This window comes from Acidobacteriota bacterium, assembly GCA_030697165.1.
GTDB lineage: Bacteria > Acidobacteriota > Vicinamibacteria > Vicinamibacterales > UBA2999 > 12-FULL-67-14b.
This window is the reverse complement of the sequence record JAUYQQ010000004.1, coordinates 94,494-119,305: the sequence shown is the minus strand read 5'-3', so window position 1 is coordinate 119,305 and position 24,812 is coordinate 94,494. Positions and strand designations below refer to the sequence as shown.

Annotated in this window: 22 protein-coding genes; 9 read left to right on the top strand and 13 right to left on the bottom strand. The window is 67.0% G+C overall.

The features are described from left to right. Window positions 1-27: 27 nt before the first annotated feature. From Q8T13_04425 to Q8T13_04415, 3 genes are read right to left on the bottom strand one after another with little or no spacing between them, the layout of a single operon-like run. Window positions 28-1,182, bottom strand: a complete 1,155-nt coding sequence (locus tag Q8T13_04425; GenBank protein MDP3716997.1) for an aminotransferase class I/II-fold pyridoxal phosphate-dependent enzyme — start codon at window positions 1,180-1,182, stop codon at window positions 28-30. A 40-nt stretch (window positions 1,183-1,222) separates the two neighbouring features. Further along, window positions 1,223-2,029, bottom strand: coding sequence for an agmatinase (gene speB, locus Q8T13_04420; protein ID MDP3716996.1), 807 nt, complete (start codon window positions 2,027-2,029; stop codon window positions 1,223-1,225). 7 nt (window positions 2,030-2,036) lie between these two features. Further along, a complete protein-coding gene (locus Q8T13_04415) occupies window positions 2,037-2,816 on the bottom strand; it encodes an SDR family oxidoreductase (GenBank protein MDP3716995.1) in 780 nt (259 codons plus the stop codon). Window positions 2,817-2,973: 157 nt separating this feature from the next. Between Q8T13_04415 and Q8T13_04410 the strand changes: the two genes are divergently transcribed. The 4 genes from Q8T13_04410 (at window position 2,974) to Q8T13_04395 (ending at window position 6,494) form a co-directional block, all read left to right on the top strand. Then, on the top strand, window positions 2,974-4,242 hold the full coding sequence (locus tag Q8T13_04410) for an acetylornithine deacetylase/succinyl-diaminopimelate desuccinylase family protein (protein ID MDP3716994.1): 1,269 nt from the start codon (window positions 2,974-2,976) through the stop codon (window positions 4,240-4,242). A 132-nt stretch (window positions 4,243-4,374) separates the two neighbouring features. After that, the gene (locus Q8T13_04405) at window positions 4,375-5,682 is read left to right on the top strand and encodes an aminotransferase class III-fold pyridoxal phosphate-dependent enzyme (protein MDP3716993.1); all 1,308 of its coding nucleotides are present in this window, start codon (window positions 4,375-4,377) and stop codon (window positions 5,680-5,682) included. A gap of 183 nt (window positions 5,683-5,865) precedes the next feature. Beyond that, window positions 5,866-6,108, top strand: coding sequence for a type II toxin-antitoxin system prevent-host-death family antitoxin (locus Q8T13_04400; protein MDP3716992.1), 243 nt, complete (start codon window positions 5,866-5,868; stop codon window positions 6,106-6,108). Next, window positions 6,105-6,494: a type II toxin-antitoxin system VapC family toxin gene (locus Q8T13_04395; protein MDP3716991.1), complete on the top strand. Its 390-nt coding sequence runs from the start codon at window positions 6,105-6,107 to the stop codon at window positions 6,492-6,494. The genes Q8T13_04400 and Q8T13_04395 overlap by 4 nt, the downstream gene beginning before the upstream one ends. Window positions 6,495-6,551: 57 nt before the next feature. Here Q8T13_04395 and Q8T13_04390 read toward each other — a convergent pair whose 3' ends face one another. After that, a complete protein-coding gene (locus Q8T13_04390) occupies window positions 6,552-9,341 on the bottom strand; it encodes a VWA domain-containing protein (GenBank protein MDP3716990.1) in 2,790 nt (929 codons plus the stop codon). A 78-nt stretch (window positions 9,342-9,419) separates the two neighbouring features. Here Q8T13_04390 and Q8T13_04385 point away from each other — a divergent pair, with 78 nt between their 5' ends. After that, window positions 9,420-10,418, top strand: coding sequence for a YpdA family putative bacillithiol disulfide reductase (locus Q8T13_04385; protein MDP3716989.1), 999 nt, complete (start codon window positions 9,420-9,422; stop codon window positions 10,416-10,418). 12 nt (window positions 10,419-10,430) lie between these two features. Continuing rightward, window positions 10,431-11,615, top strand: coding sequence for a thiolase family protein (locus Q8T13_04380; protein ID MDP3716988.1), 1,185 nt, complete (start codon window positions 10,431-10,433; stop codon window positions 11,613-11,615). Window positions 11,616-11,624: 9 nt separating this feature from the next. On the opposite strand, the gene Q8T13_04375 is transcribed toward Q8T13_04380, so the two are convergent. From Q8T13_04375 to Q8T13_04340, 8 genes are all read right to left on the bottom strand, one after another. Further along, window positions 11,625-13,742 (bottom strand): 3-hydroxyacyl-CoA dehydrogenase NAD-binding domain-containing protein, encoded by a 2,118-nt coding sequence (locus tag Q8T13_04375; GenBank protein MDP3716987.1) that lies wholly within the window; start codon window positions 13,740-13,742, stop codon window positions 11,625-11,627. A 6-nt stretch (window positions 13,743-13,748) separates the two neighbouring features. Beyond that, window positions 13,749-14,879 carry an ABC transporter substrate-binding protein gene (locus Q8T13_04370; GenBank protein ID MDP3716986.1) on the bottom strand — a complete coding sequence of 377 codons (1,131 nt, stop codon included), beginning with the start codon at window positions 14,877-14,879 and terminating at the stop codon, window positions 13,749-13,751. 174 nt (window positions 14,880-15,053) lie between these two features. After that, window positions 15,054-15,764 carry an ABC transporter ATP-binding protein gene (locus Q8T13_04365; protein ID MDP3716985.1) on the bottom strand — a complete coding sequence of 237 codons (711 nt, stop codon included), beginning with the start codon at window positions 15,762-15,764 and terminating at the stop codon, window positions 15,054-15,056. Continuing rightward, complete coding sequence (locus Q8T13_04360) at window positions 15,761-16,513, bottom strand: ABC transporter ATP-binding protein (GenBank protein MDP3716984.1); 753 nt, start codon at window positions 16,511-16,513, stop codon at window positions 15,761-15,763. The genes Q8T13_04365 and Q8T13_04360 overlap by 4 nt, the downstream gene beginning before the upstream one ends. Then, window positions 16,513-17,466, bottom strand: a complete 954-nt coding sequence (locus Q8T13_04355; GenBank protein ID MDP3716983.1) for a branched-chain amino acid ABC transporter permease — start codon at window positions 17,464-17,466, stop codon at window positions 16,513-16,515. Before Q8T13_04355 ends, Q8T13_04360 begins: the two co-directional genes overlap by 1 nt. Beyond that, on the bottom strand, window positions 17,466-18,326 hold the full coding sequence (locus Q8T13_04350) for a branched-chain amino acid ABC transporter permease (GenBank protein MDP3716982.1): 861 nt from the start codon (window positions 18,324-18,326) through the stop codon (window positions 17,466-17,468). Before Q8T13_04350 ends, Q8T13_04355 begins: the two co-directional genes overlap by 1 nt. A gap of 183 nt (window positions 18,327-18,509) precedes the next feature. Continuing rightward, the gene (locus tag Q8T13_04345; GenBank protein MDP3716981.1) at window positions 18,510-18,953 is read right to left on the bottom strand and encodes a MaoC family dehydratase; all 444 of its coding nucleotides are present in this window, start codon (window positions 18,951-18,953) and stop codon (window positions 18,510-18,512) included. A 40-nt stretch (window positions 18,954-18,993) separates the two neighbouring features. Beyond that, window positions 18,994-20,742 (bottom strand): acyl-CoA dehydrogenase family protein, encoded by a 1,749-nt coding sequence (locus Q8T13_04340; GenBank protein ID MDP3716980.1) that lies wholly within the window; start codon window positions 20,740-20,742, stop codon window positions 18,994-18,996. Between the two features lie 81 nt (window positions 20,743-20,823). Here Q8T13_04340 and Q8T13_04335 point away from each other — a divergent pair, with 81 nt between their 5' ends. From Q8T13_04335 to Q8T13_04325, 3 genes are read left to right on the top strand one after another with little or no spacing between them, the layout of a single operon-like run. Then, window positions 20,824-21,603 carry a glucose 1-dehydrogenase gene (locus Q8T13_04335; protein ID MDP3716979.1) on the top strand — a complete coding sequence of 260 codons (780 nt, stop codon included), beginning with the start codon at window positions 20,824-20,826 and terminating at the stop codon, window positions 21,601-21,603. Between the two features lie 34 nt (window positions 21,604-21,637). Then, window positions 21,638-23,305 carry a long-chain fatty acid--CoA ligase gene (locus Q8T13_04330; GenBank protein ID MDP3716978.1) on the top strand — a complete coding sequence of 556 codons (1,668 nt, stop codon included), beginning with the start codon at window positions 21,638-21,640 and terminating at the stop codon, window positions 23,303-23,305. Further along, a complete protein-coding gene (locus Q8T13_04325; protein MDP3716977.1) occupies window positions 23,298-24,494 on the top strand; it encodes an acyl-CoA dehydrogenase family protein in 1,197 nt (398 codons plus the stop codon). The genes Q8T13_04330 and Q8T13_04325 overlap by 8 nt, the downstream gene beginning before the upstream one ends. Window positions 24,495-24,501: 7 nt before the next feature. Here the strand turns inward: Q8T13_04325 and Q8T13_04320 are convergent, their stop codons facing one another. After that, window positions 24,502-24,810 (bottom strand): YciI-like protein, encoded by a 309-nt coding sequence (locus tag Q8T13_04320; GenBank protein MDP3716976.1) that lies wholly within the window; start codon window positions 24,808-24,810, stop codon window positions 24,502-24,504. Window positions 24,811-24,812 lie beyond the last annotated feature (2 nt).

Below are 24,812 nucleotides of genomic sequence, written 5' to 3'. Positions count from 1 at the left end.
TCAGACTCTCTTGGACTCTTGATCTCCTTATGTTTGATTCACCCAGGCGCACAGGCGTGCCAGCGCATCGGTGACGGTGGCCTCGCTCGCCGCGAAACAGATCCGCACGTAGCCCTCTCCCGACCCACCAAATCCCACTCCCGGCGCGATTGCCAGGCCGGTGTCGCGCAACAACCGCGTGGCGAACGCGGTTGAATCGGTCAGCCCGGCGATCTGCGGAAACGCGTAGAACGCGCCAGCCGGCGCGGGCAGCGACACGCCAGGAGTCGCGGCCAGTGCGGTCACGACTTGCGCGCGCCGCTCGGTGTAGTGCCGGCGCAGCTCTGCGATGTACGGCTCGCCGTCGCGCAGCGCGGCGATGCCGGCCTGCTGCACCATGGCCGACGGATTCGAGGTCATGAACTCCACGGCCCGATACATGGTCTTGATGGTGGCCTCGCTGGCCTGCGCCCATCCCAGCCGCCAGCCGGTCATGTTGTAGGTCTTCGAGAAGCTGTTGACGACGATCAGGCGGTCGCGATTGCCGGCGACCCGCGCGAATGACGGCGCGATCGGTTCCTCATACACCAGCCGCTCATACACCTCGTCCGCAAGAATGATCAGGTCGTGCTGCGCGGCCAGTTCCAGCAGCGCCCGCTGCTCCGCGGCACTGATCACCCAGCCGGTGGGGTTCGACGGGCTGTTGATGATGACCATTCGGGTGTGGCGGTCGATGGCGGCGCGGACGCGATCGAGATCGAGCCGGAACCCGCCGTCGTCTCGCACCAGTGGCACCGGGCGCGGCTCGCCGCCGGCCATGATCACGCCGTTCGAGAAAATCGCGTACGTGGGCGAGACAATCACCGCGTTGTCGCCGCGACTGACGAAGGCGCGAATGGCGGCATAAATGGCCATCGACGCGCCGACCGTGCTCATGATCTCAGTCGGGCGATATCCCACGCCGTGGAGATGGTGAATCTGCTGCGCGATGGCTTCGCGCAGTTCGAGAGCGCCGGCCGTGTGGGTGTAGAAGGTGTGCCCGGCCTTCAGCGCGGCATCCGCGGCTTCGCAGATGAACGCCGGCGTCGGCAGATCGGACTCGCCGTAGCAGAGCTTGAGCGACCCCGGCATCGATTCGGCGGCCGTCGCAATCTGCACCATCGGTGATTCGGCCACGCCGGAGAACTCGCGGGTGTATCGCACCGGCGCATTCTACTTCGCCCGGTCCGCCTGAAGGCGGACGCTACATTGCGGGACCCAGCATCATCTGCCCAGCGATCTCGCGGACGATCTTGGCGGCGACATTCGCCGTCACGCCGCCGAGGTCCTGCGCCGGATTGAACTCGACGACATCGGCGCCCACGATCGGCCCGCGCAGCTGGTGGATCATTGTCAAGACGTCGCGGACGCCCAGGCCGCCGGGCTCGCGGTGCGAGACGCCGGGCGCAAAGGCCGGATCGAGGCCGTCGAGGTCAACCGAGACGTAGACCGGGCCGTCGATGGCCGGCCGCGCGCCGCTGGCGAAGTGCCGCATCTCGATGCAGTTCACGCCGAACCGCGCGATCTGGTCGCGCTGGTGCGGTGTCAGCGTGCGAATGCCCACCTGCACCAGCGTGACGCCTGGGCATTCCTCCATGATGCGGGCGAACGGGCAGGCGTGCGACAGGCGATCACCTTCGAAATGGTCGTAGAGGTCGCCGTGCGCGTCGATGTGGAGGATGGTGAGCGTGGGCCGTTCAGCCGTGACCGCCATCAGGATCGGGTAGGTGATCGAGTGGTCACCGCCGAGGGCGATCGGTTGGAACCCGCTGGCCAGCAGTGCGCCAATACCCATCTCGATCTGGTCACGCGCCCTGGCCGAATCCTCGGCCAGGGACAGGTCGCCCGCGTCGGTCAGCCGGGCAAGGTCGGCGCCGTTCTCGGTGAAGGTATTGCCGGCCGGCGACCACAGCGCCTGTCGGATCACCGGCGGCGCCGCCGCGGCCCCGCGCAGGAACGAGGAACTGGCGTCGTAGGGCAGGCCGATGAGCTGCGGTGCGGCTGGCGGCATGGGCGTCCTACATTCCCGGCGGCGTGAACCGTCCGTCGTTGGCGAGCCAGCCGCCATCGGCGAACAGGATCGTGCCGGTCACGTAGCTGGCCGCATCCGACAGCAGGAACACGGTGGGGCCGGCCATCTCCGACGCCTGTGCCCAACGCTTCATGGGCGTCTTGTCGGCGTAGGCCTGGTACCACGCGGGCTGCGACTTGATCGGCGCCGTGAGCGGGGTTTCAATCACGCCCGGGCCGACCGCGTTGACCCGCACCCCCAGCTGTCCCCACTCGGTGGCGGCGGTGCGCACCAGTTGCACGATGCCCGCCTTGGTCATCGAGTAGACCGACTGCCCCGGCTCGGTGACGAGCGATCGAATGGACGAGAACAGCACGATGCTGCCGGATTTCTGGAGGACCATCAACTGGCCCGCCGCCTGCAGCACGTTGAAGTTGCCGCGCAGGTTGACGCGCACCACGCGGTCGAACTCCTCGCCGGTGTATTTCAAGATGGATTTCCGGACGTTGATGGCCGGTGTGCAGACCAGGCCGTCGAGCCCTGGGCGGTGGTGCAGCGAGTTGGCGAGGCCATCGCGCACCGAGGTCTCGTCGGCAATGTCCATCACACCCGAGTCGGCCGAGCCGCCGGTCTTGGCGATCATCTCCGCGGTCGCCGCGGCGTTGGCGGCGTTGATGTCGAGGCAAATGGTGTGGCCGCCCTGTTGCGCAACCCCGAGGGCGACCGCCTGGCCGATCCCCGAACCTGCGCCAATAACCGCTATCGTCTTTCGATCGAGTCTGAACATGACCAGACTATAGACGTTCAATGCGGACCACGGAAACACCGAATCACGAAACCACTCGAACGTTGTCGTCCACGACCAACTACCAACCTTCGTGTTCTGTGTTTCCGTGCTTCTGTGTCAGCATTTTCGAAGCCTCCCGACCTGCTAGACTCTTCCAGTGGCTGCCTCCGCCATCGACCGCGTCCTCGCTGAAGTTGATCGCGCTGCCGACGAGATGATCGATTTCGCGGCTCGGCTCGTGCGCATTCCCACGGTGAACCCGCCGGGGGAGGAGTACGAGGCGTGCGCCAATGCGATTGGCGACCAGTTGCGGGCGCATGGCGCCGACGTCCACCTGCTGCCGGCAATCGGCAAGCGCGAACACACGCCGCTCCATCCCCGCATCAACGTCGTCGGTCGTCATGACGGCCGCGTCAAGGGACCGGGCATTCACCTGAACGGGCACTTCGACGTGGTGCCGGCGGGGCAGGGCTGGACGCGCGATCCGTTTGGCGGTGAGATCGAGGGCGGCCGGCTCTATGGCCGCGGCTCCTGCGACATGAAGGCGGGCCTCGCCGCGGCGGTGTTTGCGGCCGAGGCGATTCGCCGGGCCGGTGTCGCGCACGCGGCGCCGATCGAGATCAGCGGGACGGTCGATGAAGAAAGCGGCGGCTTCGCGGGCGTGGCGTGGCTGGCCGAGAACCGCTGGATCTCGCGGGAGCGAACCAAGGCCGTGATCATCCCGGAGCCGTTCGGCGTGGACCGGGTGTGCGTCGGTCATCGCGGCGTCTACTGGTTCGAGGTGGTGGCCGAGGGCCGCATTGCCCACGGCAGCATGCCGTACCTGGGCGCCAACGCCGTGGAGGGCATGTCGCACCTGCTCGAGCTGGTGCGCGACGAGCTCGGGCCGGCGCTCCTGGGGCGTGTGACGGCCATGCCGGTGGTGCCGGAAGGATCGCGCCACGCCACCATCAACATCAACGGCATCGACGGCGGGCAGCCGGTGGACGAATCACCGAGCCCATGTGTCGCCGATCGCTGCCGGGTGGTGTTCGATCGCCGCTTCCTGCTCGAAGAGGGCCTCGAGCGCACCCGCGCCGAGATTGCCGGGCTGGTGGCCAAAGCGCAGGTGCGCATGCCGACCGTCCGGTTTTCGATTGAAGACCGAATGATCGTCGAGCCGACCCGCGCGCCGGATGACGCGCCGGTGATCGCGGCGCTGACCGGCGCCATTGCCCGCGTGGTGGGCCGGCCGGCGTCGCTCGTGGCGAGTCCCGGCACCTACGATCAGAAACACGTCGATCGCATTGCCGGCGTGCCGCAGTGCGTGGCGTACGGTCCCGGCGACCTGGCGCTGGCGCATCAACCTGACGAGTACTGCTCGATTGCGGATATTGTGATGGCGACGAAAGTATTGGCGCTGGCGGTTCTGACGCTGGCGGAATGAGAACGCTACCACGAAGGCCACGAAGTGAATCTCGAAGGACACGAAGGTGATTTGGTTTTCTTGAGAAAGAGTTCTTCGCGGTCTTCGTGGCTAATCTTCGTGCTCTTCGTGGTTGCAGTTGGGTGAGGACTTATGACTGGACAAGAAATGGTGGCGCTGTCGAAGCAGCACTCGCTCTACGAGTGGTCAGCGCAGGCGCACGTCGATCCCATCCCCGTGGCGAAAGCGAAGGGCATTCACTTCTGGACGCCCGAGGGCAAGCGCTTCATCGACTTCAACAGCCAGTTGATGTGCGTCAACATCGGCCACGGCGATCCGCGGGTGATCAAGGCGATCCAGGATCAGGCGGCGACGCTGGCCTACGCCAACCCGTTCATGGCCACCGAGGCGCGCGCCCGGTTGGGGCAGAAGCTGGCCGCGATCTGTCCCGGCGACATCGACGTCTTCTTCTTCACCAACGGCGGCGCCGAAGCCAACGAGAACGCGATCCGCATCGCGCGGCTGGCCACCGGCCGCCACAAGATCCTCGCGCGCTACCGGTCGTACCACGGCGGCACCGGCGCCAGCCTCACGGCGACCGGTGATCCGCGACGCTGGGCGATGGAGCCCGGCATGCCGGGCATCATCCACGTGCCGCACCCGCATCACGGGTTGAAGCGCGGTACGCTCTCCGGCCCCGACGCGCTCGCCGAACTCGAAGAAGTGATCATGCTCGAAGGGCCGCAGACCATCGCGGGCTTCCTGATGGAGACGGTGACGGGCACCAACGGCATTCACGTGCCGCCCGACGGCTATCTCGAAGGCGTGCGTGCGCTCTGCGACAAGCACGGCATCCTGCTGATCTGTGATGAGGTGATGTCCGGCTTCGGCCGCACCGGCGAGTGGTTCGCGGTCGATCACTGGAAGGTGGTCCCCGACATCCTGGTGATGGCCAAGGGCCTGACGAGCGCCTATGTCGCGCTGGGCGCCGTCGGCCTCCGCCGTTCGATCGCGGATCACTTCAAGGACAAGGTGTTCTACGGCGGCCTGACCTACAACAGCCACCCGCTTGGCTGCGCCGCGGCGCTGGCCACCATCGCGGTCTACGAGGAAGACAACCTGATCGAACGCGCCAAGAAGATGGGCGTGGTGATGGGGAAGATGCTGGCCGAGCTCAAGGCCAAGCACCCGTGCGTGGGCGATGTCCGCTCCATCGGCCTGTTCGGCATCGTCGAACTGGTCAAGGATCGCAACACCATGGAACCGCTGGCGCCGTTCAACGGCACGTCGCCGGCCATGCAGGCGCTCGGCAAGTTCTTCCGCGAAGAAGGGCTCTACACGTTCGTGCGGTGGAACACGTTCTTCACCAACCCGCCGCTGTGCATCACCGAGGCGGAGCTGGCGGAGGCGTTCGCGATTATCGACAAAGGCTTGTACCTGACGGACGGGGCGGTCGCCTAGCGGCGACCGTGGGGCTCGCGCGCTTCCACCTTCGCCCTGCGGGCTACGGCGGACAAGTCGCGCTCTCGTCGGGCTCGCGGCGCCGCCGCTCGTGGGGCGCGCCTCCGGCGCGTGGGCAGGGTCTGGTATTGACGGCGCCACCGGGTCTTGCTAGACTTAGTCCAGTTAGCTTAGTCCGATCAAATGGCCACCATCACCGTCAACATCCACGAAGCCAAGACCCAACTTTCGAAGCTCGTGGAGCGAGCGTCGAAGGGGGAGACCATCATCATTGCCAAGGCTGGTAAGCCCATGGTGAAGGTCACCGCGATCGATGCGCCGAAGAAGGCGAAGCGATTCGGCTTCCTGGCAGGGCAGATCAAGGTCCCGGACGACTTTGACCGCCTGGATGCCGAGGTGGCGAAGTTGTTCGGGATTGAGGAGTGAGACTCCTCTTGGACACCCACCTGCTTCTGTGGGTGGCGGAGAGTCCGCCTGGCAGGCTCTCATCCACCGGACGCCGGCTCCTCGCCGACGAGGGTAATGAACTGGTGTTCAGCGCCGCTAGTCTCTGGGAGATCGCGCTCAAGGCCCACGCCGGTAAGGCCGACTTCGGTGTCGATGCAGGCGCACTCCGACGTGCGCTGCTCGACAGCGGCTATGTCGAATTGCCCGTCACCGGCGAGCATGCTGCCGCTACGTCCACCTTGCCCGCGATTCACAAGGATCCGTTCGACCGGTTGCTTTTGGCGCAAGCCACCTGCGAAGGTATTACGCTCGTGACCGCCGACGAGACGCTGGCCAGCTATCCGGGACCCGTCCGAAAAGTGTAAACAGCGGGCCGCCCCACGATTCGCCACGTCGCTTGTCTGTCCGGCCAAAGCCGGACTCTACTTCAGTGACTGCACGTGCTGAACCCAGGCGGACACTAACGGCTGCATCGCGCCCTTGGCCGCCGTGTAGGCCTTTGACCACTTGGCGACGTTGATCTGGTCGGCGGCCAGCGTCGCCGGCTGTGCCGCGTTCAGGTGGCGGATGTAGGTGCCGAAGATCGCCGCCAGTTGCGCCGACTGATCGCCCGGGTTGGTCTCCAGGTACGGCGTCAACACGGCCACCGCCTCGGCGGGCCGGCCGCCCAGCACGTAGGCCATGCCCATCAGCTTGCGCGTGCGCGCGTCCACGCCGGGTTGCTGCATCGCCAGTTCGAGCGGCGCGATGGCGAGCACCGGCTGTCCGGCCTTGATCCACTCCTCGCCGGCGAGCCGCGCTACCACGGCGTTCGGCGGCGTGTTCGCCGCGCTTTGGATCAGCCCGGCCGCCTCCTTGTGGCGGTTGGCCGCCGCGAGCGACGCGCCCAGGTACAGGCGCGCCGGCGTGAACCCCGGCGCGATCTGCATCGCGCTTTGGAACTGCACGGCCGCCTTGTCGAGTTGCGAGAGCTGCAGCAGCTCGAGTCCCTTGAAGAAGGCGGCCAGCGCCTGGTCGCCGTCGCCAAGCGCGGTCATGGCCGCCGAGCCCAGGTCCCCGCCGCGCGCTTCCTTGACCGCAGCCACCGAGGCGGCGGGTCGGCCTTCGGCAGCGGCGAACATCGGGGTTAGCGCGGCCGGCGTGAGCAGTTCCTTGGAGTTGAAATTCTCCAGCCCGCCGAGCAGCACCGCGATCATCTGGGCAGGCAGCGGGCCGCCCGACGCGGCCACCGGCACGCCGTCGTTCAAGGCGGGCGACTCGGTGACGATGCGGAAGGGGCGAGTCATGTGGCCCTGGGCCTTGCCGGCCTGCCGAATCGTGCTGCGCGCCAGGTAGCGGCCCGGCGGCAGTGCCGTGGTGCTGAACTGCGCGGTGCCGGCGAGAATCTCGGGCGACGCCCCGGCGCCGATCCGCATGGCGATGGTGGCGAGCGGCGGGGCATCTTCGTTGACCAGGATCTCGAGTGTGGCTTCGAGTCCGGCCAGTTGCGCCGGCGAGCCATACATTTCAACGAGGGCGGCCATCTGGCCGCCGCCGACCGCGGGCTCGATCGCGGGCACGAGCGGCGCGGCTTGCCCGGGCGTGAGGCCGCCGACGACCAGGTCCCCCATGGCCAGCGCCGGTCCATCCATCTGCCACGCGGTGACCAGGCGGGACACGCTGCCGACGCGGCCCTCGCTGTCGGCCATCGACAGAATCAGCCGGTACTCTCCCGGGTCCACCGCCATTGAGGCCGAGAACACCGCGGTGCCGGGATCGCCGGCCTTCTCGGCCAGCGTTCGCGGCGCGACGGCTGGCGCGAGGCCTCGTCCCGCTTTGTTCACCAGCAACAGGCCGGTGGTGTAGCCGAGCGGTTGACCGGCCAGGCGTTCCGCCTCGGCGGCCACCAGCACCCGCACCTTCGAACTGCCCGGTTCCTTGTAGGTCCAGGTCGCCAGGCGCAGCGGCAGGTCGTTGATGGGCAGCAGCGACTTGAGCGCGCGCGTCACGGCGTCGGCCGGCGTGGTGGCCCTGGCCGATACCGAGGTCAGGAAGGTGCGCCGCGAGCGAATGGTGACGCCGCGGCGGCCCGACTTCACCGAAATGTTGTGGCGGCGGCCGTTGCGGTCGTCGGGCCGCGCCTCGACGCCCAGCAGGTAGAAGCCGTCGATGCCACGCGAGATGCGGTCGAACGCGAACCCCGCCGTGGTGTTGATGCGGTACAGCCCGCCGCGCGACGCGCCGGCCAGCATCTCGAGGCCGGTGACCTGCAGGTCGCGGTCCTCGCGCTGGGTGTTGGGGCGCTCGCGCTGGGCGGCATCAAAACTCGGCACATCCATCAGCAGCACGTCGATGCTGGCTTGGGCGTCGGCGGCCGCCGCCGCCAGCTCTTCGGTCTCGCCGCCCAGGCCTTCGAAGACCAGCCCTTCCGACATCAGGATGATCGACTTCGGTCCCTCGATGCCGGCCAGGCCCTGCATCACCGCGCGCATGCCCGCCACCGAGGCGTTGGTTCGTTGCCGGACATCGGCGGCAATCTGTGCGGCATCCTGTTCCACCTCGCGCTCGCACCGTTCGGCGTCCACCGACGTCCCGCACTCGCGCTTCAGCACTTCGATCGCCAGTTGCAGGTTGTTGTGGGTGTACAGCGCCATTGCCTCGGTCACGCCGAGGTTGAACCGGCCCTTCATCGGGTCGGAGCCGCCGACAATGCGCAGCAGCGACTCACGGACCTTGTCGTGATCGGTGGTGAAGTCGACCAGTTCGCCGGGGCCAGGCACCGCGATCACCGCGACCCGATCCTCGGGCGTGAGCGTGTCGACGAATTGCTTGGCGCTGTTCATGACCGCGCGCGCGGCGCCGGTGCGGATGTTGCCCTGGTCGACGAGCAGCATGATCAGCCGTCCACTGGGCGCACCCTTGGCGTTGGAGGTGAAGAACGCCTCGTCTGGCGCGGCCACCACCTTGCGCGGCGCGCCGATTACGCGAAACGGATCGACGGAGCGAATGTATTCGGCCGACACGACCTGCCGGGCATCACCGTCAACCTGGACGAGGAAGTCGGTGGCGGCCAGGTCGGTGACCTGTCGGCCGTTGCCGTCGAGTGCAGTCACGTCCACGCTGATGAGCTCGACGCCGGCCCGGAACACCGGCTGCGACGCGGGAGCCTGCGGCGCCTGCGCCGACAGCAGGGAAGCGGAGGTGACGATGGCCGCGACGATCAGGAATCGCATGACGAACCCTCGCGCGCATCTTAACCGACTCCCGACTCCCGACTCCCGACTCCCGACTCCCGGCTAGAATCAGTAGACATGTCTGTTCGCGACGTCATCATCATTGGGGCCGGTCCGTCCGGGCTCGCCACCGCCATTGCCGCCAAGCACTTCGGCCTCGACTACCTCGTCCTCGAAAAAGGGTCGCTGGTCGACGGCATCGCGCGGTTCCCCATCAACATGGTGTTCTTCACCACTCCCGAGCTGCTGGAGATTGGCGGCATTCCCTTGACCACGCCGTACGACAAGCCGACCCGGGCCGAGGCGCTGCAGTACTACCGCAAGGTCGTCGACACGTTCCAGCTGCAGGTGTCGCTGTTCGAAGAGGTGACGGAGGTCAAGCCCGCCACCGCCGACGAAGCAGCTGAGGTGGGTGCGCTGACTCTCTTTCGCGTCTACACTCGCAACGCGCGCGGCGTGACGCGCGTGCGCGAGGCGCGCAACGTCGTGCTGGCCATGGGGTACTACGGCGCGCCGGTCATGTTGAACATTCCCGGCGAAGACCTGCCGCATGTCTCGCACTTCTACAAGGAAGCGCACCCGTACTACCGGCAGCGCGTGGTCATTGTCGGCGGCAAGAATTCCGCCGCCGAAGCGGCGCTCGAGATCCACCGCGCCGGCGGTCACGTCACCATCGTCCATCGCGGCGCGGCGTTCGGTGATTCGATCAAGTACTGGGTGAAGCCCGACATCGAGAACCGCGTGAAGGAAGGGTCGATCGCGGCGCACTTCAATGCCAATGTCGTGGAGATTCGGCCGACCGCGGTCGTGCTCGACTCCGGCGTCACGCTGCCTGCCGAGGGCGTGCTGCTTTTGACCGGCTACCGCGCCGACCCGGACTTCATGCGCCGCGCCGGCATCGACATCAACCCCGAGACGCTGGAGCCGGCGTATGACGCCGAGACCCACGAGACCAACGTGCCCGGGCTGTTCGTGGCCGGCGGGCAGGTCGCCGGCAAGAAGACCGGCAGCGTGTTCATCGAGAACGGCCGGTTCCACGGCGAGGTGATTGCCAAGACGCTGGCCGGGCGCATGTAGAATTGCTGCATCATGCGCGAAGCCGTCATCGTCTCGAGTAGCCGCACGCCTCTGGCCAAGTCACAACGCGGATCCTTCAACATCACCCGGCCCGACGACCTGGCCGCGCATTGCATCGTTAGTGCCCTGGCCAAGGTGCCAGGGCTGGAACCGGCCGAGATCGAAGAAGTGATCCTCGGCTGCGGGCAGCCGCATGGCCCGCAGGGGCACAACGTCGCGCGCGTCGCGGCGTTGCGGGCCGGGCTGCCGGTCTCGACGCCAGGCGTGACGGTGAATCGCTTCTGCAATTCCGGCCTGCAGGCCATCGTCCAGGCGGCCCACATGGTGCTGCAAGAGGGCGTCGAGGCGGCGATTGGCGGCGGCGTCGAGTCGATCACGATGATGCAGCGCGACAACTCGCCCAACCCGTGGGTGCAGGAGCACCATCCCGGCCTCTACATGGTGATGGGCGAGACGGCGGAAGTGGTGGCCAAGCGCTACGGCATCAGCCGGCTGGCGCAGGACGAGTACTCGGTGATGAGCCAAATGCGGACGGCGAGCGCCCAGCAGGGGGGCGCGTTCGCCGACGAGATTGCCCCCATTGATGTCCGTCGCGCCATTCTCGACAAGAAGACCGGCGAGAAGACCGGCGAAGAAGACGCGCGGGTCGACCGCGACGAGTGCAATCGCGCCGACACCACCCTCGAGGTCCTGCAAAAACTGCCGCCCGTGTTCGACAAGACCAGCGGCCAGGGCAGCGTCACGGCCGGCAATTCGTCGCAGCTGTCGGATGGCGCGTCGGCCACACTGGTGATGTCCATGGCGCGCGCCAAGGACCTGGGCCTCGCGCCGCTGCTGGTGTTTCGCGGCTATGCGACCGCCGGATGCGAACCGGATGAGATGGGGATTGGGCCGGTCTATGCCGTGCCCAAGCTTCTCAAGAACCAGGGGCTCACGGTCGATGACATCGACGTGTGGGAGCTCAACGAGGCGTTTGCGTCGCAGGTGCTCTACTGCCGCGACCAGCTGGGCATCCCGATGGAGCGCCTCAACGTCAACGGCGGCTCGATTGCGATCGGCCACCCGTTCGGCATGACCGGGTCGCGCCTGGTCGGCACGATCGCCTACGAGATGCAACGTCGCCAGGCGCGCTACGGCGTGGTCACCATGTGCGTGGGCGGCGGGCAGGGCGCGGCCGCCCTGTTCGAGCGCGCCTAGTCGCCGCTGTTACGAGTGGAAGCCGCGGCCCTCGGCCGCGAGCTTCTCGAGAAGTGCGGCCGGCCGCCAGTAGTCGCCGCAGCGTTCGCGATACTCTTTCACCCGCGCCAGTACCGTTGGCAAGCCGACCGTGTCGGCGTAGAACATCGGCCCGCCGACGTGCCGCGGGTAGCCAAACCCGTAACAGTAGACCGCGTCGATGTCGCTGGCGCGCGTGGCGTAGCCCTCCTCGAGAATGCGGGCGCCTTCGTTGGCGAGCGCCGTCATGATCCGGGCAATGATTTCCGCGTCGTCCACCTTGCGTCGGGTGATCCCTCGCTTCGCCGCTTCGGCGGCCGCGAGTTCGTCGACGATCGGATCCGGGATGCGCGTGCGGCTGCCGGCCTCGTACCGGTACCAGCCGGCGCCGGTCTTCTGTCCGTATCGGCCCATCTCGTAAAGACGGTCCGGCACTTCCGACTGCGGACCTTCGGCGCGCGTCTGGCCGGTGAGCTTGAGATGCTGGCGAATGCGCCAGCCCACGTCAATGCCGGCAATGTCCTGCATGCCGAACGGACCTACCGGCATTCCAAAGGCGGTCAGCGCGCCATCCACCTGCGACACCGTGGCGCCCTCCTCCAGCAGCAACAGCGCCTCGCGCATGTAGTACGCCAGCATCCGGTTGGCGACGAACCCGAAACAGTTGCCGACGACTACGCCCACCTTGCCGAGCTTCTTGGCGAGGGCGAGCGAGGTCGCGATGGCTTCTTTGCTGGTCTGCTTGGCGCGGACGATCTCGAGCAGCTTCATCACGTTCGCGGGGCTGAAGAAGTGGTGGCCAATCACCTGGCCGGGCCGACCGCTGGCCAGGGCGAACTCGTCGATGTCGAGCGTTGAGGTGTTCGAGGCCAGGAGGCAGGACGGCTTGGTTACCCGCGCCAAATCCGCGAACGTGGTCTTCTTCAGGTCCATGTTTTCGAAGATCGCTTCGACCACGATGTCGGCCTGATCGAAACCGTCGTAGGTGGTCGTCGGCGTGATCAGGGCCATGGTGCGCTCGAGGGCCTCGGCCGTCATGCGCCCCTTGGCGACCGTCGATTCGTAGTTCTTGCGAATGGTGGCCATCCCGCGTTGAACGGCCGCATCGTCCACATCCTTGAGGATCACCGGAATGCCGGCGTTGGCATAGGTCATCGCGATGCCACCGCCCATGGTGCCGGCGCCGATGACGGCGGCGCGGGCGATTGGCATCACCGGCGTGTCCTTCGGTACGTCGGGCACCTTGGCGGCTTCGCGATCGGCGAAGAACATGTGCACCAGTGCGCGGCACTCGACCGACGTGACGCAGTCGGCGAACAGCTCGCGCTCGCGGGCCGAGCCGGCGTCGAAGTCGAGCGAGAGCGCGGCTTCGATGGCGTCCACCGCCTTGAAGGGGGCGGTAACGCCCTTGGCCGTGCTGGCCAAGGATTTGCGAGTGGCGGCGCAGGCCGCCAGGCCGGCCTCGCGGTCGGCGATCTTCGAGGACAGGGTGCGCGTCCTTCTGGCATCACCCGCGGCGGCCCTGGTGGCGGCAAACGCGATGGCGTGATCGAGCAGCGATCCGGTGATGACCTCATCGACGATGTCGGCCGCGTGCGCGCGGGAGGCGGATACCGGCTTGCCGCCGGTGCACATCTCGAGCGCCATGGCCGCGCCGCAGAGGCGGGGCAGGCGTTGGGTACCGCCGGCGCCGGGAATGATCCCCAGCATCACTTCCGGCTGGCCGATCCTGGCGTCGTGCGCCATGACCCGGTAGTGACACGACATGGCGATTTCGAGGCCGCCGCCGAGGGCGTTGCCATGAATCGCGGCGACCAGCGGCTTGGCGGCGTCCTCGATGCGCCGGAGTCGCGCGTGCGTCGCTTCCGATCGCGCCAGCGATTGCTCGCGCGTCTTGAGGGTACCGAAGATCTTGATGTCGGCGCCCGCGACGAAGGTCGACCCGGCGCCGATCAGCACCATGGCGTCGACGGCCGGGTCGGCGTCGGCGCGGGCGACGGCCTCTTCGATGCCTTCGAGCACCCCGGGTCCCATAGCGTTAACGGGGGGGTTATCGACCGTGAGAATCGCGATGCGGTCGCGGACGTCGTAGCGAATCAGCTGTGCCATGGGTGCTTAATCAATTGTCTTGAGGTACAGGGGAACGAACTTGCCGCCGACCACGTGCGCGGCGACCGTGGTTTGCTCCAGGTGGCCGCTGGCGTCCACGCCAAGCAGTTCCGACGGCTTGGCCTCGTCTGGCAGGGTCTTGGCGGCCTCGTCCAGCACGGCGTGAATCGCCCTGGCGTCGGTCGTCGTGCCGGCCAGTTCCATGGCTCGGGCCAGGATGCGCATGGCGCCGTAGGTGAGGCTGACCTCGCGCGGCGGGTCGCGATCGGCGCCCTTCTTGGCGCGGTACTTCTCCACGAACCGTGCGGCGCGGAAGTCGGGGTGGTGCACCGTCGGCATCACCCCGACGGAGTGTTCGAGCATGGCCATCGGCACCAGCTTGTTCATTTCCTCGAACTTGGCCTGGTCCATCACGACGAAGCCGCCCTTGAACCCCTGCTCGCGTGCCGCCTTGATCACGAGCGCCGTCGCCTGCGACGGCCCGCCGACGAACAGCACGTCCGGCCTCTCGGAGAGCGCCTTGCTGACGACGCTCGAGAAATCGGTGGTGGTGTTGTAGTCAACCTCGTTGTTGGTCAGCAGGGTGCCGCCCTTGCCCTCCCAGACCGCCGAGAAGCCCTTCGTCCACTCTTTGGCGTAGGCGTGCGCGCCGGGAATGCGGCCCAGCCGCTTGCCGTGGCCGTCGAGCATCGTCTGCGCGAAGGCATCGAAGTAGATCGGGTATTTCGGCGGAATCATCAGCGTCAGGGGATTGCCGCTTTCGACGATCTGCGGCTCGCTGCTGTAGGCGCCGACGATGAACGGCGGGTCCGAGCCGTTGAAGCCCTGGATGGCGAGAATGCCGCCGCTGTGCGGGCAGAACACCGCGGGCGCGCGATTCTGGTGCACGAGCCGCTTGGCGTTGGTGGCCGATTCGTTGGGGAAGTAGCGATCGTCGAGCGGCGTCACCGACACCCGCACCGGCCGGCCCGCGACGGTGATGCCGCCGGCGGCATTGATGTCCTCGATCGCCATCTCGAGCCCATCGAGCACGTTGCGGCCATAGAGCGCCGCGCCGCCGCTCAGCGGCCCCGTGAATCCCACCGTGACGGTATCGCCGGCCGGAGTCGACGAGCAACCGGCCAGCGCCGCGAGCAAAACGGCAGCGACTGATAGGCGAGCAACTAACGTTCGACTCCTACTCATTCACAGCTCCTTAGCACCCCAGGCACCCCAGGCACCCTAGGCACCCTAGGCACCCTAGGCACCTTAGGCACCCTAGGCACCCTAGGCACCCTAGGCACCTGAGGCACCTTAGGCACCTTAGGCACTCTAAGCCCCCATATACGCCCGCCGAACCTCGTCGTGCGTCATCAACTCCGCCGCCGGTCCTTCAATCACGATGCGGCCGTTCTCGAGCACGTAGCCGCGGTGGGCAATCTCGAGCGCCGCGTAGGCGTTCTGCTCGGCCAGCAGCACCATTGTACCGGCGCGGTTGATCGCCGCAACCGCATCGAGCACCTGTCGCACCACCTTGGGCGCGAGACTGACCGACGGCTCGTCGAGCAGCAGCAGGCGCGGCTCGGCCATCAGCGCCCGGCCAATCGCCACCATCTGCTGTTGTCCGCCGCTGAGCGCGCCGGCCGGGTCGCCGGTGCGCGTCGAGAGCGCCGGAAACAACGACAGGACGCGCCCGAGCCGTTGTTCGACCGCGTGGCGGTCGTGGCACAGGTAGGCGCCGAGGCGCAGGTTGGTCAGCACCGAGAGCGCCGGAAACAGCTTGCGGCCTTCCGGGCAGTGCGACAGCCCGGTAGCGACAATTTCGCGCGGGCTCAAGGTCGAGAGCTCTCGACCCGCGAACTGGATGCCGGCGCCGGCATCGGCGCGGAGCAGTCCGCTCACGGCGCGGAACACCGTGGTCTTGCCGGCGCCGTTGGCGCCGAGCAGCACCACCAGCTCGCCTTCACGCACCTCGAGGTTGACCTCGCGGGTGGCTTGAAAGCCGCCGTACGACACGGTGAGGTTCGAGACCTGCAACGTCATTTGTGACCCAGGTACGCCTCGAGAACGGCCGGCGCGAGGCGAATGTCGTCGGGCGTGCCCTCGGCGATCTTCTTGCCGTAGTCGAGCACCATGATTCGCTGGCACAGGTGCATCACCGCCTGCATCTGGTGTTCGATCAGGCACACTGTAACGCCGGCGGCGGCAACGCGCTCGATCAAGGCAATCAACCCGCGGGACTGCTCGGCGTTGATGCCGGCGAACGGTTCGTCGAGCAGCAGCAGCCGCGGTTGCGCGACCAGCGCGAGGGCCATCGCGAGCCGCTTCTGCTGCTCCTGTGTCAGGCGGTTCGCGAGCCGGTCGGCGCGGTCGCCAAGGCCCACGAGCTCGAGCGTCGCTCTCGCGGCCTCGTGCGCCTCGCGCTCTTCGCGGGCCAGCCGGCGGCTTCGGACCAATGCGTCCCACAGGCCCGACCGGGTCCGTTGCCGGTAGCCGACCAGCACGTTCTCGATCGCCGTCGCGTCGGCAAACAGGGTGGTGGCCTGGAAGGTGCGCGCCATCCCGCGGCGCGCCATCTGGTGCGCGGCCAGGCGCGTCACGTCCTCGCCCTCGAAGACAATGCGGCCGCTCGTCGGCGGCAGCGCGCCGCTGATCAAGTTGAAGAAGGTCGTCTTGCCGGCGCCGTTGGGGCCGATGATGCCGGTGATCGTGCCCGCCGCGACGGTGAGGTCCACACCTTCAACCGCGCGCAGCCCGCCGAACGCCTTGGTGAGGCCGTGGGTCTCGAGCATCATGACTTGTTGGCCGGCTTTAGCCGGATAGACCAGGATCGAATCAAGCCCGCGAGTCCGGTCGGCATGAACAGGATCAGCAACACTAGCCCCAGGCCGAAGATCACCATCTGGTACTCCTGTAGGACCTGGAGGACCTGCGAGAGGCCGTAGACGATGAACGTGCCGGCGACCGGGCCCGACAAGGATCCCATCCCGCCAACCATCACGTAGAGCAGCGAGTTGAACGTGACCTCCACGTTCGACGACTCGGGCCCGAGAAAGCCGATGAAGCCCGCATACAGCCCGCCCGCCAGGCCGGCCAGCGCCGCCGACACGGTAAAGGCCAGCCGCTTGGCGGCCATCACGTCGAGCCCGACCGCGGCCGCCAGCGGTTCGCTCTCGCGCACGGCCATCAGCGTGCGGCCAACCGGCGAGCGCAGCAGTCGCGCCGTCGCGACCAGCGTCAGCGCCAGGAACGCCAGCGCCAGGTACGAGCGCGCCATGCTGGAATCGAACTGAATCGGACCGATCGGTCCTGGGCCCGGGATGCCAATCACGCCAACGTGACCGTGGGTCAGAGATTCCCACTTCTGGATCACGATGTGGATGATCAGGCCGACGGCGAGCGTGAAGATCGAGAAGTAGTGCCCCTTGCTGCGCAGGCAGATCGATCCGATCGCGTGTCCGCACGCGGCCGTCAGGACGATGCCGGCCGGCAAGCCGAGCCAGAACGCCACGCCCGCCTTGGTGGCGAGTAACGCGACCGTGTACGCGCCGATCCCGAAGAATCCGGCGTGCGCCAACGACAGCTGGCCGGCGAAGCCGACGATCACGTTGAGGCCGCAGGCCAGGATGGCGAAGACGTACCCCTGCGTCAGGATCTGCAGGTAGTACTCGTTCGGCACGACCAGTGGCAGCCCCGCGCCCGCGGCCAGCGCCACGCCCGGCGCGAACCGCTTGAGCGACGACACTACGCCGCCTCCTTGAACAGGCCGCTCGGCTTGAACGTGAACACGAGCGCCAGCACGACAAACGCCACCAGGTCCTGGTAGGTCGCCGAGATATAGGTGCCGCCCAGGCTTTCGGCGAGGGCCAGCAGGTAGCCGCCCGCCAATGCGCCGGGGACGCTGCCCATGCCCCCGACCACGACAATCGCAAACGCCTTCAACGTGATCATCGTGCCCATCGAGGGATACACGAGGCTGATCGGCGCAATCAGCGAGCCGGCCACTGCCGCAAGCGCGGCGGAGATGGCAAACGTCGCCATCGCCACGCGGTTGGTGTCGATGCCGACCAGCAACGCGCCCTCGGGATTCTGGGCGGTGGCGCGAATGGCCGAGCCGGCGACCGTTCGCGTGAGAAACAGCAGCAACCCGACCATCAGCGCGGCCGCGGCCCCGGCCAGAATCAGCCGGTGCCCGGTGACCATCATCCCGAAGACCGAGACCACCCCGGTGTGGGGCGAGTCGACGTGCCGGAACTCTTCGCCCCAGATCTTCTGTGCGACCGCCTCGAGAAAGAGCATGACGCCGAGTGCGGCGATCATCGCGTTGAGGTGGGGCGCGTGGCGCAGCGGCCGGAAGACCAGCCGTTCGAGCGCGGCGCCGATGGCGGCGAGCACCGCGACCGAGACGGCCATGGCCGCCCAGTAGTTCAGGCCGGCGCTGGTCACCAGCGTGTACGTCAGGTACGCGCCCAGCATGTAGAGGTGGCCGTGCGCGAAGTTCGGCACGTGCATGGTCCCGTAGATCAGCGTCAAGCCGAGCGCGACCAGGCTGTAGACACTGCCGGTGACCAGTCCGTTCAGGACCTGCTGCGCCAGCAATTCCATGGGTCTAATGGAGTGTCCGGTTGACGGAAACTATCGTTCCTGTTGATAGCTTCACTTCAGGGCATCTCACAAATGCTTCACACTGAAGCACAGAATCACTGAAGCGCCGCAGCTCCTTTTGGCCAAACGAGGTGACGTGATTTCTGTGTTTCCGCGGTTCTGTGTGATGCATGGTGGTGAACACTAGTGGTAGTAGCGGACCAGCCATTCGGCGGCGCAGCACGGCTTCGTGCCGCCGTCTCGTTCGACCAGTACCATCCAGGTCGCCTGCTCGCCACCCTCGACGGGATCAACGCGCGCCAGCGTGCAGCGGCCGCGCACCCGAGAGCCGGCCGGCAGCGCCGACGGGAACCGGACCTTGTTCAAGCCGTAGTTGATGCCCATCCTGGTGCCGTCGATCGCGCCGACGGCGTCGCGCAGCAGGCGGCTCACCAGGGCGAGCGTGAGAAAACCGTGCGCGATGGTGCCGCCGTACGGAGACTCGACGGCGGCCCGTTCGGCATCCAGGTGGATCCACTGCCGATCACCGGTGACGTCGGCGAACTGGGTAATGGCCTCCTGGGTGACGACGTGCCAGGGTGACACCATTTCCTTGCCGACGAGATCGCGCAATGACGCCGGGTTCATTTTCGCTGCCCGCCCGTCCAAAATGAACCCGGCGTCTGTTTCACAGCGGATACCGATTCGCATCGATGACCATGTCGGCAATGCGCCGGCGGGCGGCAATGGTCTTGACCGGCCCATAACGCAGCAGCGCGTGGACCCGCTCGACCAGCGCCGACGCGTCGCCGGGCTCAATCGCGGCCAGCGCGTTCTTGGCGGCATGCTCCAGGCGATCGGCCGCGTCCGCGGCAAACACCTGCACCATGTCGGCGGCGGTCGCCGCGTGCCCGGCGCCACTGGCCCGCATTTTCTCGGCCCGGAGGATCGCGCTTTCGAGCGCGTAGACCTCGATCGCCATGTCGGCCAGGCGACCCACCACTTCCTGTTCGGCTGACAAGCCTTTGCCAAAGACCTGCGCCGCGCGCCCGAGTGCGAAGGCGGTGATTCGTTTTGCCCGCGCGAGCAAGGCCCGCTCGGGTGAGGCGTCCGGCGCTAGCCGGACCTCGTCCAGTCCGCGCGCGGCTTCGGCGGCAATGGCGGGCGCCACGAGCGCGCTCTTCACCAGCCTGGTGCCGATGATCAGGCGGTTAATCTCGTTCGTGCCTTCGTAGATCCGCGTGATCCGCGCATCGCGGTAGGCGCGTTCCGCGGGGAACTCTTGCGAATAGCCGTTGCCGCCGTAAATCTGGAGGGCCTCGTCGACCGCGTAGGCAAGGGCCTCGCTGGTCCACACCTTGTTGATCGAGCACTCGACCGCAAACTCTTCGATCGTCTTGAGCACCGCGGGCACATCGTCCGGGTTGACCGCGGCCAGCGCGCGATCGACCTCGCCAAGGGCCCGGAACACCATGGCGTCGCCGACGAAGCAGCGCACGGCGATCTCGGCAATCTTGTGCTTGATCAATCCAAAGCTCGAAATCGCCTGCCCAAACTGACGGCGCTCTTTCGCGTAGCGCACCGCCCCGGTCAGCGCCTGCTTGGCGCCGCCGATGTTGCGGGTGCCCAGCTTGACGCGACCGAAATTCAGGATGTTGAACGCGACCTTGTGCCCTTCGCCGATGGTGCCGAGCACGTTCTCCACCGGCACCTTCACATCGTCGAACATCAGCGCGGTCGTGGACGAGCCGTCGAGTCCCAGCTTGTGCTCGTCGGCGCCGTTGATCACGCCCATGCCGCGTTCGACGATGAAAGCGGTGAAGTGGGTGCCGTCGATCTTGGCGAAGACGGTGAAGATGTCGGCGAAGCCGCCGTTGGTGATCCAGAGCTTCTGGCCACGGAGGCTGTAGAACTTGCCATCGGGCGTGAGCGTGGCGGTGGTGCGGGCCGACAGGGCATCGGAGCCGGCTTCGGGCTCGGTGAGGGCGAAGGCGCCAATCAGTTCACCGCTGGCGAGACGGGGGAGGTAACGCTCCCGCTGATCGGCGTTGCCGAAATACACGATCGGCAGGGTGCCGATGCTGGTGTGCGCGCCGAGCGAGCCCGCGAACGACGGGTTCAGGCTCAGCATTTCACCGACGCACGCCGTGCTCACCTTGTCGAGCCCCAGCCCGCCATAGGCCTCCGGGATCTCGAGGCGCGTGAAGTCGCGGTCGGCGGCCTTCTGGATCAGTTCCCGGGTCAGGACCCAGTCGTGTTTGTAGAGGTCGGCTGCGCGCGGCAGCACCTCGACGCGCATGAACTCCTCGGCGGCTCGCCCGAAGAGGAGCTGCTCGTCGGACAGATCCTCGCGAGTGAAGACGGCGCCGGGATCGGAATCGGCAACCAGGAAGCGGCCGTTGCCCGCGCGGGCCTCGGCATCAGTGGGTACGGCCATGGGGCGGTAAACATAGCACCGGCGGTGGCGCGTCACAAGACGCGAACGTCGGGATGCGAGTCGGTGTAAGCTTTCCGGCCAATGACGGCACGGCCCTTGAGCAGCCTGTTCGATCTCACCGGCCGCGTCGCCATCGTGACCGGCGGTTCGCGCGGCCTGGGTGAAGAGATGGCCGAGGGCCTCGCTGAAGCCGGTGCCGCGCTCATGCTGTGCGCCCGTCGCGAACAGTGGCTGACGCCGACCTTGGACCGGTTCCAGGGCCGTGGCTTCCGGGTTGACGGACTGGTCTGCGATGTGACCCAGCCGGAACAGGTGCAGGCGGTCGTTGACCAGACGATGTCGGTCTTCGGGCGCGTTGACATTCTCGTGAACAACGCCGGCGTCACGTGGGGCGAGGCTCCGGAAACGATGCCGTTCGACAAGTGGCAGCGAGTGATCGACGCCAACCTGACTGGCGCATTCCTCTTCTCGCAAGCCGCCGGCCGCGAGATGCTGAAGCAGCAGTATGGGCGGATCATCAACATCGCGTCGGTCGCGGGCTTGCAGGGGTCGGTCCACGGCGCGCACTACGCCGGCTACGCGGCCAGCAAGGCCGGGTTGATGGGGCTGACGCGCGAGTTGGCGGCGTCGTGGGGCAGGAGCGGCATTCGCGTGAATGCCATTGCGCCGGGCTTCTTCCATTCGCGCCTCGCCGATCCCGCGATCGGCCAGGCCGAGCCGCAGATCAAGGCGACCAGTCCCATTCCGAGGGTGGGCGAGGCCGGCGAGCTGAAGGGCGTCGCCGTGTTTCTTGCGGCCGACGCGTCGAACTACATCACCGGCCAGACCATCGTGGTCGATGGCGGGCGGACGATCACGTGACGGGCGCACTGAAGTGCGCCCCTACGGTGAACCGATGACTCTCCGCTCCGATCGTCCACGGCCGTGGCTCGACCACTACGACTACTGGGTGCCGCGCCACACCAATTACCCGCGGCGGCCGCTGTACGAGATCTTGCGGCGAGCGGCGGCGGAGCGCCCCGAACTGCCGGCGACAACGTTTCTCGGTGCGGACCTGACGTTTGGCGAGCTGAAGGAGCAGGTCGATCGACTGGCCACGGCGCTGGCGCGCCTGGGAATCGTGCCAGGCGACCGCATCGGCATCATGCTGCCGAACTGCCCGCCGTATGTGATTGGCGTGTTCGCCGTCCTGCGATTGGGCGCCACCGTCGTCAACATCAACCCTGCGTTTACGCCGCCCGAGGTCGGCTTCATTCTGCGCGATTCGGGTGTGCGGATGGTCCTGACCCTGGACGTGCTGGCGCCGGTGTTGTCGGCGCTGAAGCCGGGCACGGCGCTCGAGACTATCCTGATCACGGCGCTCAGCGAGTATTCGCCAGCGGCCACTCCGCCGGCCGCCGCGCCGGACGTGATGCGCCTGGCGGATCTGATCGCCGGTGCCACCGAGAGCGATCTGCCTCGCGTGGCCATTGATGCGGATGTGGACGTGGCGGTGCTGCAATACACGGGCGGCACGACGGGCGTGCCGAAGGCCGCGATGCTGACCCACCGCAACATCTTCGCCAACACCATCCAGACCGAGTTGTGGCATTCCCGCAGCATCGAGCGTGGGCAGGATCGCTTCCTGCTGGTGATCCCGTATTTTCACATCTACGGCCTGACGGTCGGCATGATGCGTGGGATCTGGCAAAGCGCGCGGCAGATCCTGATCCCCAAGTACGACGTCGAGGCCGTGCTGGCGGCGTTGCGCGATTACCGGCCGACCTACTTCCCGGCGGTGCCGACGATCTTCGTCTCGCTGCTCAATCATCCGCGCCTGCGCGAGTTCCACCTCGATCGGGTCGGCACCTACAACAGCGGCTCGGCGCCATTGCCGGTCGAGGTGCTGGAGAAGTTCGAGCGCCAGGTCAACGTGACCCTGAACGAAGGCTATGGGTTGTCAGAGGCGTCGCCGGTCACCCATTCGACCCCGCACCTGGCCCGCCGCAAGCCGGGCAGCATCGGCCTGCCCATGCCGGACACCGACCTCAAGATTGTCGATCTCGAGACCGGCACGCGGGAGTTGCCGATCGGCGAGGAAGGCGAGTTGTGCGTGTCGGGGCCGCAGGTGATGAAGGGCTACTGGAATCGCCCTGACGAAACCGCCATCGCGCTGCGCGCCGACGCCGATGGCGTGGTCTGGCTGCACACCGGCGACGTCGCGCGTCTGGACGAGGACGGCTACACTTTCATCGTGCAGCGCAAGAAGGACATGATGATCGTCGACGGCTACAACGTGTATCCGTCAGAGGTCGAAGCGGCGCTCTACACGCATCCGGCGGTGATGGAGGCGGCAGCGTACGGAGTGCCGCACGGCTATCACGGCGAGGTGGTCAAGGTGGCCGTGGTGCTGAAGCCGGGGCAGGCGGCCGTGCCCGACGAACTGCGCGCCCACTGCGCCAGCCGGCTCGCCGAATACAAGCGGCCGCGCGTGATCGAGATCCGTGCGAGCCTGCCGAAGTCAACCGTGGGCAAAGTGCTCTACACCAAACTGCGAGCCGAGGCGGCCGTCCCGAATGCTTGAGCCATCATCACGATCACGCGAGTTGCGCGAGCGCCTGCTCGCATTCTTCGATCAACATATCTACCCGAATGAAGCGCTGTTTCACCAGCAGATCCACGACCATCGATGGCAGGTCCCGACGATCGTCGAGGCACTGAAGATCAAGGCGCGGGCCGAGGGATTGTGGAACCTGTTCCTGCCGGCCAGCGATCACGGCGCGGGCCTGACCAACCTCGAATACGCGCCGCTCTGCGAGGTGATGGGACGCTCGCTTGCGTTCGGGCCCGAGGTGTTCAACTGTGGGGCGCCAGACACCGGCAACATGGAAGTGTTGGCGCGCTACGGATCGCCGGAGCAGCAGGCGCGTTGGTTGACACCGCTCCTCGACGGCCGCATCCGGTCGTGCTTCGCCATGACCGAACCCGACGTCGCCTCGTCTGACGCCACCAACATCCGCTCGACCATCGTCCGGGACGGCGACCACTATGTCTTGAACGGCCGGAAGTGGTGGATCTCCGGCGCGGGCGACCCCCGTTGCCAGATCGCCATCTTCATGGGACAGAGCAACCCCGATGCGGCGCCCCACCAGCGCCAGTCGATGATCCTGGTCCCGATGGACACCGCGGGTGTCACCATCCAGCGCATGATGACCGTGTTTGGCTACGACGATGCGCCGCACGGGCACGCGGAGATGACGTTCGAGAACGTGCGGGTGCCGGCGGGGAACATGCTGCTTGGCGAAGGCCGTGGCTTCGAGATTGCGCAGGGCCGCCTCGGGCCCGGCCGTATCCATCACTGCATGCGGTTGATCGGCCTGGCCGAACGCGCGCTCGAAACCATGTGCCGGCGCGTCAAGTCGCGCGTGGCCTTCGGCAAGACGCTGGCCGAGCAGGGCACCATTCGCCGCGACATTGCCGATTCGCGGATCGAGATCGATCAGGCGCGGCTGCTGACGTTGCGGGCGGCGCACCTGATGGACACGGTGGGCAACAAGGCCGCGCGGCTCGAGATCGCGATGATCAAGGTGGTGGCGCCGAACGTGGCGCTGCGCGTGCTCGATCGCGCGATCCAGGCGCACGGCGCGGCCGGGGTCAGCCAGGACACTTTTCTCGCCCACGCGTGGGCCTCGGCGCGCACGCTACGGCTCGCCGACGGCCCCGACGAAGTGCACCTGGAGAGCGTGGCGAAGCTCGAACTGCGAAAGGGCTAAGCGACGGTCACTTCGGCAGGCCGGGCGGCGTCTCTGACGGGTCCTGGCCAACGACGACCGTCCACGGCCGCACCGACCAGCTCTTGACGAGTCCCTCGTTGACGTAAGGGTCGGCCTTGGCGAAGTTCTCGGCGACCGACTTGTCCGCGCCGCGGAAGACCAGCAGCGCGCCGGCCGGTTCGCCGAGCGCCCCGGCCATGACGAGCTCGCCGCGCGCGTGCGCCTCGCGCACACCGCTGATGTGCGCGGGGCGAAACGGCGTCCGCTTGTTGATGAAGTCGTCCACGACCTCGTAGGTCAGCGCAAAGTACGGCATCG